The following is a 13,844-nucleotide window of genomic DNA, read 5'->3' on the forward strand; positions in this document are numbered from 1 at the left end:
ATGACTGACGGACAGGCTTTCGACATCGCTTCGCTGCATGCGGCCTATGAAACGGGATGGACAGTCAAGACGATGATCGAGACGGTCTTTGCCCGCATCGCCGCGGTGAACGATCCCGGCATTTTCCTGCATCTGGCGGAAAAGTCCGATCTGCTGGTCCAGGCCGCAGCGCTTGGCGCCTTCGATCCCGTGGCGCAACCGCTCTGGGGCATACCCTTTGCCGTCAAGGACAATATCGACGTCGCCGGCATGCCCACCACCGCGGCCTGCCCGGACTACGGCTATCTGCCATCCGCGGATGCGACCGTCGTCGCGCTCCTGAAGGCCGCGGGAGCGCTTGTCATCGGCAAGACCAATCTCGACCAGTTCGCCACGGGCCTTGTCGGCGTGCGCACGCCGCATGCGGTACCCCGCAACGCCATCGACGCCTCGCTGGTGCCCGGCGGCTCGAGTTCCGGCTCGGCGGTCGCCACGGCACAAGGGATCGTCAGCTTTGCGCTCGGCACGGATACGGCCGGATCGGGGCGCGTTCCGGCCGGCCTCAACAATATCGTCGGGTTGAAACCAAGCGTCGGCGCCCTGTCGACCACCGGCGTCATCCCGGCCTGCCGCACGCTCGATTGCGTCTCGATCTTTGCACTGACGGTGGACGATGCCTGGCGGGTGTTCGAGATCGTGGCAAGGCCGGACCCGCAGGACGCCTATTCAAAAGCCATTCCGCCTGTCGGCTACGGCGCCGCGCCGCCGGTGATGACCATCGGCGTGCCTGAAAAAGCCGACCGGCAGTTCTTTGGCGATGCGGCCATGGAGCAGGCTTATGACGATGCGCTCAACACCTTAAAGGCGATGGGACATCGGCTCGTCGAACTGCCGTTTGCCGATTTCTACGCCACGGCAAATCTTCTCTACGAAGGTGCCTGGGTGGCCGAGCGTTACGTCGCGGTGAAGGACTTCTTCGACGCGCACGAGGCCAGCTTCCATCCCGTGACGCGCAAGATCTATGGCGGGGCGAAATCACTGACCGCGGCCGACGCCTTTTCCGGCCTTTATGCGCTGCAGGCCCTGAAATCGAAGCTGGCACCGCTAATTGCCTCGGTCGATCTGATCTGCGTGCCCACCGCGCCGCGCCACTACACGCTATCCGATCTCGATGCCGAACCGATCCGCGAGAATTCCCGGCTCGGCACCTATACCAATTTCGTCAATCTGCTTGATATGTGCGGCATGGCTGTGCCGACCGGAACGCGCATCGACGGGTTGCCGGCAAGCGTCACGCTACTGGCACCCTCCGGCAAGGACGGACTGGTCGCCTCGCTGGCCGACGATCTGCATGCCGTAAGCCGACTATCGCTGGGCGCTACCGGCTGGCCACAGCCGCCGGTCCGCGGTCCCGTTGCGGCCCCTGCCGGCGAAGCGCTTGTCGATCTCGTGGTTGTCGGCGCCCATCTCTCCGGCATGCCGCTGAATGTCCAGTTGCGCGACCTTGATGCCCGGTTCCGGCGGGCCACCAAGACGGCCGAGGCCTATCGGCTTTTTGCGCTGGCCGGACAGGTGCCGCCCAAGCCGGGCCTAGTGCGGTCCGACAAGGGTGGAGAGGCAATCGATGTCGAAATCTGGCAATTGACGGCGGAAGCTTTTGGCCGCTTCGTCGCCGCCATTCCATCACCGCTTGGCATCGGCACCGTCCTGCTTTGTGACGGAACCAGCGCCAAGGGGTTTCTGGTCGAGCCCTTCGCGCTCGACGGCGCGAAGGATATTACCGACTATGGCGGCTGGCGGGCCTATATGCAGAGTCTTGCCGCCTGATGGCCATTACATGCCCAGCATTCGCGGCAGGAAGAGCGAGATTTCCGGGATGTAGGTGACGGCTACCAGGAAGGCGAGCATGGTCAATAGCCAGGGCATGACGGCCACCGTCAGCTCTGTGATACCCATCTTGGTAATGCCCGAGGCCACATAGAGATTGAGGCCGACGGGCGGATGGCACATGCCGACCTCCATATTGACGACGATCATGATGCCGAAGTGGACCGGATCGATACCGAGACGGACAGCCACGGGAAAGAGGATCGGCGCCATGATCAGCACGATCGAGGAGGGTTCCATGAAATTGCCGGCGGCCAGCAGCAGGATGTTGACGGCAATCAGGAACATCCACCAGTTCAGGCCGGAACTGACCATCCATTCGCCTAATGCCTGCGGAATGTTCTCATGGGTCATCAGGAACGAGAACAGCACGGCATTGGTGATGATGTAGAGCAGCATGGCCGACATATTGGCCGATTGCAGCAGCACGCGCGGCAGATCCGAGAACTTCAGGTCCTTGTAGACAAAGACGGCGATGATGAAGGCATAGACCGCGCTCATGGCGGCCGCTTCGGTCGGCGTGAAGAGGCCCGAATAAATGCCGCCGATGACGATGATGATCAGCAGCAGGCCCCAGGCCGCCTTGCGGAAGGCCTGCCAGCGCTGGACCCAGTTGGCCCGGGCAAGGCGCGGATAGCCGAACTTGTAGGCGCGCCACCAGGTGGTGGCCGCCAGCAGCGAGGCGAGGATCAGCCCGGGGATAACGCCGGCCATGAACAGTTCGCCAACCGAGGCGGAGGATACGATCTGGCCGTCGGGCCCGGTTGCCTGCATGCCTGACGTGGCGACCGAATACATGACCATGACGATCGACGGCGGGATCAGGATGCCGAGCGCTCCCGACGTGGTGATGACGCCCGCACCGAACTGCTTGGGGAAACCCTGGCGCTGCATGGCCGGCAGGATGACGGCACCGATGGCAACGACGGTTGCCGGAGAGGAGCCGGAAACGGCGGCGAACAGGGCGCAGGCGATAACGCCGGCCAGACCGAGGCCACCATGCCAATGGCCGACCATGGACGTGGCAAAATTGATCATCCGTCGGGCGACGCCGCCATGGGTCAGGAAGTTGCCGGCCAGAATGAAGAACGGGATCGCCATGATCTCGAATTTCTCGATGCCGGTGAAGAGTTTCAACGCCACGGTATCGATCGGCACCGCGGTCATGGTGAACAAAAAGGTCAAAACGGTCAGGCCGAGTGCGATCGAGATCGGCATGCCGGTGAGCATCAGGGCGATCAACCCGCCAAAGATAAGGGTCGCGGTCATGGCTCAGTGATCCTTCGCAGTCAGCGGGCTGGCGATAATGGCCTCGGCCTCTTCATCCACGCCATCGACATGGCCGTGATCGTGATGAGGCAATTCGCCAGTGTGCCAGAAACTCCAGGCGACCTGCAGGAAGCGGAAGCACATCAGACCCGAACCGAGCGGAATGGCCAGGTATACGAGCCACATCGGCAGTTCGAGATCCGGCGAAATGGCCGAGGTATGGTACATGTGGAAGACGAAATTGCCGCCGAGCGAAGCGATGATGCCGGTAAACAGCGCGCCGGCCAGCAGGCCGAACAGAACCATTCTGGCCCGGCTTTTGGGCTCCAGCATGTTGATGATCACGTCGATGCCGACATGGATGCCGGTGCGAACGCCATAGGCCGCGCCGAATTTCGCCATCCACACGAAGAGGATGATGCAGAGTTCCTGCGCCCAGACCAGATTGACCGATCGCAATCCGAAATAGAGCGTCCGCGAAAATCCCATCAGCCAGGTCAGTTCGTGGGCACGCGAGAAGTTCACCATGTCGGCGAAGATGCCAAGCGTATAGCGGTGGGCAACGGCGGCAAAGATGATCAAGGTTGCCGCTGCGATCAGCGAGGCGATCAGGACCTCTTCGAGCCTGTCTAGAATTCGAAGCATGGGAGACAATCCCTTAATTGTGACGGTTGGGCGTCGCCACGCATGGAGGCGAACGACGGCACGGTGCTGTTTTGAAAAGGCGGGGGCTCCAGGCCCGGCATTCGGGTCGGCGATGCGTCTCCGCACAGCGAAAACGCCAGACATCCGATGGGTGTGCTGCACCCCTTTGGACGCAGCACCCGGATCAGAGCGCCTTAGTTGACGGCACCGGTTTCCTGCTGAACGCGCTTGACGAGTTCGGCACCGATGCGTTCGCCCATTTCGTCATGGACGGGCAACAGGGCCTTGCGCCAGGACTCCCGCTCGTCAGCGGTCATCTCGTGGAACTCGGTCTTGCCGGCTGCCTTCATGGCCTCGAGCGCCTTCTCGTTTTCTTGCTTGGCAATGCCGTTGGCGTATTCAGTCGCTTCGGTCATCGCCTTTTCGAGATTGCCGCGTACATCGGCCGGCAGTTCGTCCCAGAATTTCTTGTTCACGATGACCGCATAGCCAAGATAGCCGTGGTTGGAGATCGTGGCGTGCTTCTGCACCTCATGCATTTTCTGGGTATACATGTTGGACGGCGGGTTTTCCGTGCCGTCGACAACGCCGGTCTGCAGGGCCTGGTAAACTTCGGAGAAGGCCAGGACCTGCGGCACGGCGCCGAGTGCGTTCATTTCTGCCTCGAGAACCTTGGACGACTGGATGCGCATTTTCAGGCCCAGGAAATCATCCGAGGTATGCAACGGGCTGTTGGCGCTCATGATCTTGAAGCCATTGTCCCAGAAGGCCAGCCCCTGGATGCCCTTTTCACCGAGCTTGTCGAGCAGTTCCTTGCCGATCGGCCCATAGGTGATCTTGTGCAGGCCATCGTAGTCAGGGAAAATATAGGGAAGGTCGAAGACTTCGAAATCCTTCAAGCCCAGCGGGCCGAACTTGGCCAGCGACGGGGCCAGCATCTGCACGGCGCCGAGCTGCAGGGCTTCCAGTTCTTCCTTGTCCTTGTAGAGCTGCGAATTCGGGTAGACTTCGATCTTGACGGCGCCGCTTGTGTATTTCTCCGCAAGTTCCTTGAACTTGTCGGCGCCCTTGCCCTTCGGCGTATCAGGCGCCACGACATGGCTGAACTTGATGATGATCGGATCGGCAGCGCTTGCGGCCGAGGCCAGGAATGACGTCGAAACGGCGAGGGCTGCTGCCGTGCGCATGAGTGTGCGACGAGTGAACATGGTTTTCTCCTCCAGTTGTCGACCGGGCCACAACGGACGATAAGCTCCGCTTCTCCACCACCCGGGACTGGCAAGCGTCATAGGCTTTCGTAAAATATGGCGCTATTGTGGATTTCCACATTCCTGCCATAGGTGTCGGGAGTTGCGTTTCGTGCGAGACACAAGGGTGGTCTCTTTGAATTTGCGAAGGAGGCGCAAGATTCAGTCGTGAACATTGATGCTCAAGGGCCAGATAATTCGGAGCCGCTCACCAGCGGCGCGCGCCGATATGACCTTCTCCAGGTCATTCCGCTGGTAGCGATTGTCGTGCTGACGGCCATGATTACCGTGCTGCTCTGGGTGCTCGACCGAAATGAGGGCGAGCGCATCCGCACCACGCTGATTTCCGACGCGCTGTGGGTCGAGCAGACCTTGCGCTTCCAGCTGTCGATCGACGAGGATGCGGTTGCCCGGCTGGCGCTCGACCACGGCCATCACCAGATCAGCCTGCAGCAGTTGAAGGACCGGGCTCGAATCCATCTGCAGAACAATCCGGAAGTGCTGCGGATCGCCGTGTTTGATGCCGGAGGAAATGCTGTGTTTTCCGTGCCGGAAAGCGTCGAGGCGATGTCGTCCGCTCCTCAACCCGCGACCGGAGCACGGCCCCAGACAGCCACGGCCCGGCCGATCTATGGTCCGCTCTACGAGGCCGGCGGCGACCTTCGCGCCGACATTTCCATGGCAATAGACGATGGCGGCGGACGAATTTCGGCCACCGTCTCGATCAAATCCCTGATCGCCCGGCAGATCCCCTGGTGGATCACCGAAAAATATGCCGTTCAGCTTGTCGATCTCGACAACAAGGTCCTGACCGAAAAGGCGCGCGTCGAACCTGCCGGTGCTGACCTCACCCACAAGATCAGCTTCGACCCACCCCTGGCAGGGGCCTGGCTGGCGATCTCGCCCTATCGCATCAGCGGCAATTTCTCCAACAACCTGCTGATCTCGGCCATCCTTGGCCTCGCGCTGTTCGCCGTGTTCTCGCTCATCGTGCTCTATGGCAACACGCGGAAACGCCGATCGGCGGAAATGCGCCTGCGCTCCGAAATGGCATTTCGGCGGGCGATGGAAGAAAGCCTGACCGTCGGCCTCAGGGCGCGCGATCACGACGGCACGATCCTCTATGTCAACAATGCCTTTTGCCAGATGACCGGGTTTACCTCGGAAGAATTGACCGGACACCGACCCCCGATGCCGTATTGGCGGGAGGACCGGATCAACGAGACGCTGGCCCGGCACGACGCACTGAAACGCGGCGGCCTCCGGATCCAGAGTTTCGAGACCTGCTTCCGCCGTAAGGACGGGCAGGAACTGGAAGTGCAGGTCTTCGAGGCGCCGCTGATCGACGCGAATGGCCAGCATCGCGGCTGGATGGGGTCGATCATCGACATATCGGACCAGAAGAAGGCGGCCGAACTGGCAAGGGTGCAGGCCGAAAACCTGCAGCGCACCGGCCGGCTGGTGACGCTGGGCGAAATGGCCTCTTCCCTGGCCCATGAGCTGAACCAGCCGCTGGCAGCCGTTGCCAGCTATGCGGCGGGATCGCTCAATCTGCTGCGCGCGCCCGATACGACCAAGGAGGCGGTGATCCCTGCCATCGAGAAGCTGTCCCTGCAGACGGCGCGGGCCGGGCAGATCATCCGGCGCATCCAGGACTTCGTGCGCAAGCGCGATCCGAATTTCGAGGATATCTGCCTGGCCTCGGTCATCGACGATACCGCCTCCTTCCTGCAGGCGGATGCCCGCAACCACAATGCCGTCATCACCATCGTCGCGCAGAAGGGCCTCTCGCCGGTTCGCGCCGACCGCATTCTCATGGAACAGGTGATGATCAACCTGATGCGCAATGGCATGGAGGCCATGGCCGGCCTTTCGACGCGACGCATCAAGCTCGAGGTGGAGCTGAGCGAAAGCGGGGCCAACCAGGTGATCGAAATCCGCGACCGCGGACCCGGCATTGCACCGACGGTGGCCGGCCGGCTGTTCGAGCCCTTCGTCACCAGCAAGGCCGACGGCATGGGCATGGGGCTCAATATCTGCCGCACCATCATCGAACTGCATCACGGTCGGCTGACCCACCGACCCAATCCCGGCGGCGGCACCATTTTCTCCATCCTGCTGCCCGTGCCGGTGGAACAGGAGGTGGCCGCGCAATGATCAACACCCTGCCCTTCCTGAAGGATGCCGTCGTCTACCTGGTCGATGACGATCCGGCCATCCGCGATTCGCTGTCCTTCCTATTCATGTCCCGACAGATGCGGGCCGTGTCCTTTGAGAGCGGAGAAGACCTGCTCGCCGCCCTTCCCTTGGAAAGCTTCGGCTGCATCATTCTCGACATGCGCATGGGAGGCTTGTCAGGCCTGGAAACCTTTAGCCGGCTCAAAGCTGTCGGCAGCAAGGCACCGGTTATTTTTCTCACCGGACACGGCGATGTGCCGGTTGCGGTGGAGGCGCTGAAGACGGGTGCTGCCGACTTCATAGAAAAACCGTTCAACGACAACCTGCTGGTCGATACGGTGGTCGACTGCCTGAAGAGCCATTTCGGGCTAATGTCGGAAGATCGTGAACGAGCGGTCTTTGAAAGCCGGCTGCAATTGCTGTCGGCCCGCGAAGTGGACGTGCTGCGGCTTTTGATGGCAGGGCTTCTCAACAAGCAGATTGCCGATGCGCTTTCGATCTCGATGCGCACGGTCGAGGTGCATCGCGCCCGCGTGCTGTCGAAGATGCAGGCGCGCAACGCGGTGGAACTGGCGGCGACTCTTGCCTCGCACGGTATCGAACTGCCGGGCTGAGCGAGCGCTTCGCGATCAGCTGTCCGGCAAGGGCGGCACCGCAAAATGGTCGGGGGCAAGACCGGCGCGCTCACGCTCGACCATGATCTGGAATGCCGTTTCCAGGTGGCGTGTGAAGCGCATCGTGTCGAACAGCGGGCAGGTGGCACGCTGGGCGCCCAATTTCTCCCGGACGGCTTGAAGACGCGGCCGGTCCTCTATGAGGGACACGCACAGATCGACATAGGACCTTGCATCCTCCGCAACCAGTTCCGTAATGCCGGCAGCGGTGAGAAGGCTCTCGGTCACACGCGATGCGAAATGGCTGCCCTTGTAGGTCGGCACCGGCAGGCCGGCCCAAAGCTGGTCCGAGGTCGTCGTATGGCCGTTATAGGGAAAGGTGTCCAGGCCGATATCGGCCGCCGGGAGACGGGCAATGTGCTCGGCATAGTCGGCGCGGTCGGCAAAGATCACCCGTTCGCGGGCAATGCCCTCTTCGGATATCCATTTCAGGAAATTGTCCCGGGCAAAACGATCCGAGCACAGGATCCACAGCAGGCTTCTCGGCGCCCTACGCAGGATTTCGGCCCAAAGCGTGGCCGTCTGCGGCGTGATCTTGCGCGTCACGTTGAAGGCGGCGAGGATCGGGCGATCCTGGGGAAGGCCGAGTGACGCGCGGCTGGCTGCTTGTGGGCGCGACCGATGAATATTGTCGTTGGCCTGGTAGCTGTCCGGCAGAAGGCAGAATTTTTCGTGATAGAACGGCCTGCTTTCGGCCGGCAGGACGATCCGGTCGCCGATGACATAATCGCAGTCGATGCCGGTGCCGGAACCGGGATAGCCGAGATAGGCGACCTGGATCGGCGCGCCGCCGATATTGATCACGCCGATGCGTGCGCCTTTCGTGTGGCCCTTCAGGTCGACCAGGATATCAACCCCATGGCTGCGGATCAGCTTTGCCGCCTCCTGGTCCTCGAGATGACCGATCTGCACGAGATTGGGATAGGTTTGCCGCAGGCCGCGATCGTTCCTGATCATCTCTTCGTTGGTATTGCAGAACAGGGTCACCTCGAACCTCTGCCGATCATGGCCAAGGATCACGCTCTGGAACAGGCGCATGGTCGCGTGCTGATCGCTGAAATCCGACGAGAGATAGCCGATGCGGATCTTATTGGCGAAAGCGTGGGGATATGTCCGCCGTGCCTGCTTGGTGTCTGCGGTGAAGGCGCTGGCATTGTGCACATAGGTCATGCGCGCGTTCAGGCTTTCGTCCGCACACCAGGAAATGTTGTTGAAGGGTTGCTCGACCGAAAAATAACGCTCGTCGCCGGCTCGCAGCAGATCGAGGAACCGCTGATTCTCCATGAGCGTCTCGTCGAGGCTCAGGGACTTGTGCAGGCAGCGCCGGAAGGATGCTTCGGCTTCACGATCGAATTCGACCGACTTTGCCGCCTGTCTTGCCGCGGTGAGCGCCGCCAGCGATTCGTCCAGCTGCTGCAGCAGTTCGGCGGCAAGCGCTCGCAGCATAGCCTGCTTGGGCCCCGGCACTTCGGCCGCCTTGAGATACCACTTCGCGGCCTCGGCATTCTGCTTGGTCTTGCTGTAGCATTGCGCCGCCAGCAGCATCATCTCCAGCACGGGTTTCGATGTTCTGAGCAGCGGCAGCAAGGCGGCCAAGGCGTCGTCATATCGCTCGGCCCTGTAGCTCAGAAGCACTTTGTCGATGGGTCTTGCCATGCGGATTGTCGTCCTGAGACACATGAATTGAAGGCCATTTCTTCGTCGTTAGACGGAGAGACTGGTTCAGGGCTGGATAGATTAACGCAAACACGCAAGCTCGGGTCAATCGCGCCGCGCTATCGGATGCGACAAGGCCCTCTCGGCAGAACGGAATTCCATGACGCAACTGTCCATTTTCATGCCCAGCAACCGCAATTTCAAAGCGTCGCGCAGCGCCATAGAAAGTGCGCTTCGCTATGCGGAAAAGGCGGATTGCCGGTTCATCCTCTCAGACAATTCCGGCGATCCGGAAAAGCGCCGGCATTTCGAACATTGCTCGGCGCGGATGACCTATGTGGTTCCGCCGAACGACGATGCCCTGCTCAATCACATGACGGCCCTGGCGCAGGTGGAGACACCGTTTCTGATGCCGATGGGAGACGATGACGAGATCTACCTGCTCGACGGAGAGCCGCGAACCGACCTTTCCGAGCTTCCTGCAGACGTCATCGCGTTGCGCCCACGGACGCATATCTGGACGATTGAAAAAGGCGTCATCCAGACGGAGCGGTTCGCCATCTCGTCGGTGGATGCCGGGGAGCGGCTGCTGGAGTATAACGAAAAGACCAAAGGCAACAATTCGATCTATTACAGCCTTTACCGGACCGAGCCGTTTCGCGAACTTTTTCGGCTTTTCGTGGACCATCATCCGACGCGGGGCGGATACTGCGACTGGTCCCTCAGCTTTTCCCTGATCGCCGGCGGTCGGGTCCTGTACGATCCCGCCACGGTCTACCGATACGATCTGGGTCGCTGGGCGACGACACAGAGGTTGGCGGATACCAAAGCCCTGCTGTATCGTCAGGTCGGCCTTCGCGACGAGGCCGAACACTACACCGCCCTGCTGCGCTTCCTTGATGTCGATTGTTTCCTGGAAGCACAATTCCTGCCGCTCACGATGCCGATGCGCCACAATGCCAAGGCCATGAATGCCCGAATTGCCCTCGCCACATTCCTGCGCAAGGTCAAGGCGGAACCCCAGGCATATGATGCTGACGTTCCGGGGATTGCCGAGGCCATCGGTCGAACGGCAGATCTTTCGGCTGTCTTCGAACAATGCCTTGCGTTGGTCGAGCGACTGTCGCCGGGGCTTGGCGACCGATATGTCCGGTTCCGCCAGGCCGCTTCGAACTAAGCTATGAGGGTGGCGCGCTTCCCACCCGCAAAGATCGTCAGACGGAAACTTCGACCCAGCGCTGTTCGGCGAAGGAGCGGGCCATGGCATGGACGCTGCGTTCGATGCGCAGGCCCTGCTCGAAATCGATCAGATGGGCTTTGTCACCGTTGATCGCGCTGATCAGCTCGCGGCACTCGATGATCTTCAGGTCGTTGAAGCCCAAGCCATGGCCGGGGGCCGGGATGAAGTGGTCATAGGGCCTGTGCGCCGGTGCTGCCAGCACTCTGGCAAAGCCCTGCTCGCTGCCGGCCTCGCCTGTGCGATAGATCTCGAATTCATTCATGCGCTCCTGGTCGAACAGGATGGAGCCGGCGGAGCCGAAGATCTGCAGGGCGATGCGACCCTTGCGGCCCCAGGCGGACCGATTGGCCATCAGCACGGCCGATATGTTGCCTTCCAGCCGCATCAGGACGCTGGCGATATCGTGGTTCTCGACCTCGCGCGTGCCGCCATCCTTCGAAGGGCGGGTCGCATACGGTTTTCCCATGTCGGCCACCACCGCGTCGACATGTCCGAACAGCGTGAACAGCAGCGACAGAGGATGTACGGCGAAATCGTCGAGTGCGCCATAGCCGGAAGATGCCTCGCTCTTCCAGTAGAAGAGCTGCGAAGGATCAGCCATGAAATCCTCGTCCATCTCGACGCGGACATGATTGACCGCGCCAATCGCGCCGTCATCGATCAGCTGCTTGATGCGGCGGATCATCGGGTTCTGGATATAGTTGTAGCCCATGGCCGCCACCTTGCCGGTGCCCGCGGTAGCATCGCGCATGCGGACCGCGTCGGCGAGCGCCGGTGCCATCGGCTTTTCGCACCAGACATGCTTGCCGGCCTCAAGGGCGGCAATGGCCATCTCGGCATGAAAAGCATTGGGCGTGGTCACGGAGATCACGTCGATAGCCGGATTCTCCAGCAGGTCCTGCCAGTGGCCCGTCGAGGTCGAGAAACCAAGCTCCTGCGCTTTCGTCGCCGCCAGATCGGCATTGACCTCGGCCAGCGTGATCAACCGCGGCCGCTCCACATCACCAAAGACGCTGGCGACCGAATTCCATGCCAGCGCATGGCACTTGCCCATATAACCGGTGCCGATCAGCCCGATGCCCAAACCTGCCATAAACCCCTCCCAGAGCTTTCTATCCTTAAATCCCGTCCCGGACCGCCATCGGCCTTAGGGATTGTCGCGTTTGAAAATCCAGTCGTGATCCGGATGGTTCTGGAACCGCCATTTGCGCAAGGGTCCCGCCATGACGTTCAGGTAATACATGTCATAGCCATAAGGCGCGCCGCAGGGATGATGACCCTTGGGCACCAGCACGACATCGCCGCTCGACACCGCCATGGTCTCGTCCAGCGATCCGTCTTCGGTAAAGACGCGCTGGAAGCCGAAACCCTGGTCGGGATTGAGCCGGTGATAATAGCTTTCCTCGAGATAAGTCATGTCGGGGAAGTTATCCTCGTCATGGCGATGGGGCGGATAGGACGACCAATTGCCCGAGGGCGTGAACACTTCGGTCACCAGCAGGCTGTCGGCGACGTCGCGCTCTTCCATGGCGATCGGGAAGATGTAACGCGTATTGGCGCCCTTGCCACGTTCGGTGAGTGCAATGCCGACCGGCCCGATGATCGCGGCTTCACGACCGGGCATGGCGGGTGCGGTGCAGACGGCGAGCGTACAGTCGGTAGTGGCGGTTGCCGCCCAGTCGGCACCGGCGGGGATATAGACGCAATGCGGCGGCTTGCGCTCGAAGACGTTCATGCGGTCGCCGAGTTCGCCGAAACTCTTGTCCCCACCTGATATCTCGGCCTTACCCTCGACAAGCACGAGAATGACTTCGGTCTCGCCGGTCGCTTCCGCCGCCGTTTCGCCGGCCTTCAGCCGGTAAAGACCGAAGCCGACATAACCCCAGCCGGCACTCTGCGGCGTGATGTCGTGCACCTTGCCGCTTGTGGCCGTCGGCTTTCTCAACAGTTCCGTCATTCGTCTGGGCCTCCCGTATCGTCCTGCTTCGGCCGGGACACCACGAAGAAGTGCAGGCCGCAGTAAAGGGCGGCGGCCAGGAACACGAAGCCCCAGCCGATCGCGCCATTCATGAACTCGACCCCTGCCCAGGCCAACGTCGCCACGACGATGACGATGCGGCGCCAGAGTGGCCGCAGGAAGGGGTGGTCCGGATCGAAGAATTTCATGGCCCTGTCTTGTCCAGTCCTGCGGCGCGCGCCATCGCCTTGAGGGATTTCAGGCCGAGACTCTGATAGTCGAACGGATTGCGCACATCCGGATCCTGCTCGGCCTCGATCACCAGCCAACCCTGATAACCGTGTTCGGCGGCAACTTTAAGCACGGACGGAAAATCGACGCCACCCTCGGTGTCGCCGGGCACGGTAAAGACACCGCGGCGCACGCCTTCGAGGAAGGACAGGCCCTCGCCGCGAACTTCAGCGGCAATCGCCGGGCGGATGTTCTTGGCATGGATATGGCCGACGCGGCCCATGTGGTTGCGCGCGGCGCGCTCCGGATTGCCGCCACCGAACAGGCAATGGCCGGTGTCGAGCAGCAGCTTGGCATGCGGTCCGGTATGGGCCATCAACTTGTCGATCTCATCTTCGCTCTCGACGACCGTGCCCATGTGGTGGTGATAGACCAGCGAGATGCCCTGGGACGCCGAGAATTCGGCAAGGGCCTCGACGCCGGCGCCGAAGCTTGCCCATTGGTCATCGGCAAGGCGCGGCCGGTCGTTGACGGCCATGTCGTCATTGCCGTGGATGGCATTGGAGGTTTCGCAGACGATGATGACCTTGCAGCCCATGGCCTTCAGAAGGTCCAGCGCCGGCTGCATGGCGGCCTTTTCGTCCTCGATCGACTGGGTCAGCAGGTTGAGCGAATGCCAGCCGGAGACGAACCGCAAGCCGCGCGGCTCGAGCACGGCCTTGAGGCCGGCGGGATCTGTCGGAAACTTATGGCCCTTCTCGATGCCGTCGAAACCGATCCTGGCGGTCTCGTCCAGGCATTGCTCAAGGCTGATATGGGCGCCGAGCGTGCGGTCGTCGTCATTGGACCAGGCGATGGGGTTCGTACCGTAGAGGATCATG

General features: G+C 61.5%; 12 protein-coding genes. 4 read left to right on the forward strand and 8 right to left on the reverse strand.

What is annotated here, in order from left to right; genetic code table 11:
• Positions 1-1,806, forward strand: a complete 1,806-nt coding sequence (gene atzF, locus HFC70_RS12925; RefSeq protein ID WP_168473672.1) for an allophanate hydrolase — start codon at positions 1-3, stop codon at positions 1,804-1,806.
• Positions 1,807-1,812: 6 nt separating this feature from the next.
• Here atzF and HFC70_RS12930 read toward each other — a convergent pair whose 3' ends face one another.
• The 3 genes from HFC70_RS12930 to HFC70_RS12935 form a co-directional block, all read right to left on the reverse strand.
• A complete protein-coding gene (locus HFC70_RS12930) occupies positions 1,813-3,135 on the reverse strand; it encodes a TRAP transporter large permease (RefSeq protein ID WP_246735757.1) in 1,323 nt (440 codons plus the stop codon).
• A 3-nt stretch (positions 3,136-3,138) separates the two neighbouring features.
• Positions 3,139-3,780 carry a TRAP transporter small permease gene (locus HFC70_RS26955; RefSeq protein ID WP_246735758.1) on the reverse strand — a complete coding sequence of 214 codons (642 nt, stop codon included), beginning with the start codon at positions 3,778-3,780 and terminating at the stop codon, positions 3,139-3,141.
• A gap of 194 nt (positions 3,781-3,974) precedes the next feature.
• The gene (locus HFC70_RS12935; RefSeq protein WP_168473782.1) at positions 3,975-4,967 is read right to left on the reverse strand and encodes a TRAP transporter substrate-binding protein; all 993 of its coding nucleotides are present in this window, start codon (positions 4,965-4,967) and stop codon (positions 3,975-3,977) included.
• Positions 4,968-5,195: 228 nt separating this feature from the next.
• Here HFC70_RS12935 and HFC70_RS27270 point away from each other — a divergent pair, with 228 nt between their 5' ends.
• Positions 5,196-7,184 (forward strand): PAS domain-containing sensor histidine kinase, encoded by a 1,989-nt coding sequence (locus HFC70_RS27270; RefSeq protein WP_210259253.1) that lies wholly within the window; start codon positions 5,196-5,198, stop codon positions 7,182-7,184.
• Positions 7,181-7,819, forward strand: a complete 639-nt coding sequence (locus HFC70_RS12945; RefSeq protein ID WP_168473673.1) for a response regulator transcription factor — start codon at positions 7,181-7,183, stop codon at positions 7,817-7,819. Before HFC70_RS27270 ends, HFC70_RS12945 begins: the two co-directional genes overlap by 4 nt.
• A 15-nt stretch (positions 7,820-7,834) precedes the next feature.
• On the opposite strand, the gene HFC70_RS12950 is transcribed toward HFC70_RS12945, so the two are convergent.
• Complete coding sequence (locus HFC70_RS12950) at positions 7,835-9,535, reverse strand: hypothetical protein (protein ID WP_168473674.1); 1,701 nt, start codon at positions 9,533-9,535, stop codon at positions 7,835-7,837.
• A gap of 160 nt (positions 9,536-9,695) precedes the next feature.
• Here HFC70_RS12950 and HFC70_RS12955 point away from each other — a divergent pair, with 160 nt between their 5' ends.
• Entirely contained in the window at positions 9,696-10,712 is a 1,017-nt protein-coding gene (locus HFC70_RS12955) for a hypothetical protein (protein WP_168473675.1), read from the forward strand.
• A gap of 37 nt (positions 10,713-10,749) precedes the next feature.
• Here HFC70_RS12955 and HFC70_RS12960 read toward each other — a convergent pair whose 3' ends face one another.
• The 4 genes from HFC70_RS12960 to iolE are packed head-to-tail and all read right to left on the reverse strand — an operon-like array spanning position 10,750 to position 13,843.
• Positions 10,750-11,868, reverse strand: a complete 1,119-nt coding sequence (locus HFC70_RS12960; protein WP_168473676.1) for a Gfo/Idh/MocA family protein — start codon at positions 11,866-11,868, stop codon at positions 10,750-10,752.
• Positions 11,869-11,922: 54 nt separating this feature from the next.
• Complete coding sequence (iolB, locus tag HFC70_RS12965) at positions 11,923-12,732, reverse strand: 5-deoxy-glucuronate isomerase (RefSeq protein WP_168473677.1); 810 nt, start codon at positions 12,730-12,732, stop codon at positions 11,923-11,925.
• Positions 12,729-12,941: a hypothetical protein gene (locus HFC70_RS12970; protein WP_168473678.1), complete on the reverse strand. Its 213-nt coding sequence runs from the start codon at positions 12,939-12,941 to the stop codon at positions 12,729-12,731. Before HFC70_RS12970 ends, iolB begins: the two co-directional genes overlap by 4 nt.
• Positions 12,938-13,843, reverse strand: a complete 906-nt coding sequence (gene iolE, locus HFC70_RS12975) for a myo-inosose-2 dehydratase (RefSeq protein ID WP_168473679.1) — start codon at positions 13,841-13,843, stop codon at positions 12,938-12,940. Before iolE ends, HFC70_RS12970 begins: the two co-directional genes overlap by 4 nt.
• Position 13,844 lies beyond the last annotated feature (1 nt).

The sequence above is a fragment of the Agrobacterium sp. a22-2 genome (assembly GCF_012276985.1).
In the GTDB taxonomy this organism is placed as follows: Bacteria; Pseudomonadota; Alphaproteobacteria; order Rhizobiales; family Rhizobiaceae; genus Allorhizobium.

Coding starts and splice junctions, on each gene's coding strand:
- atzF (WP_168473672.1), top strand. CDS start 1: ATGACTGACGGACAGGCTTTCGACATCGCTTCGCTGCATGCGGCCTAT.
- HFC70_RS12930 (WP_246735757.1), bottom strand. CDS start 3,135: ATGACCGCGACCCTTATCTTTGGCGGGTTGATCGCCCTGATGCTCACC.
- HFC70_RS26955 (WP_246735758.1), bottom strand. CDS start 3,780: ATGCTTCGAATTCTAGACAGGCTCGAAGAGGTCCTGATCGCCTCGCTG.
- HFC70_RS12935 (WP_168473782.1), bottom strand. CDS start 4,967: ATGCGCACGGCAGCAGCCCTCGCCGTTTCGACGTCATTCCTGGCCTCG.
- HFC70_RS12945 (WP_168473673.1), top strand. CDS start 7,181: ATGATCAACACCCTGCCCTTCCTGAAGGATGCCGTCGTCTACCTGGTC.
- HFC70_RS12950 (WP_168473674.1), bottom strand. CDS start 9,535: ATGGCAAGACCCATCGACAAAGTGCTTCTGAGCTACAGGGCCGAGCGA.
- HFC70_RS12955 (WP_168473675.1), top strand. CDS start 9,696: ATGACGCAACTGTCCATTTTCATGCCCAGCAACCGCAATTTCAAAGCG.
- HFC70_RS12960 (WP_168473676.1), bottom strand. CDS start 11,868: ATGGCAGGTTTGGGCATCGGGCTGATCGGCACCGGTTATATGGGCAAG.
- iolB (WP_168473677.1), bottom strand. CDS start 12,732: ATGACGGAACTGTTGAGAAAGCCGACGGCCACAAGCGGCAAGGTGCAC.
- HFC70_RS12970 (WP_168473678.1), bottom strand. CDS start 12,941: ATGAAATTCTTCGATCCGGACCACCCCTTCCTGCGGCCACTCTGGCGC.
- iolE (WP_168473679.1), bottom strand. CDS start 13,843: ATGATCCTCTACGGTACGAACCCCATCGCCTGGTCCAATGACGACGAC.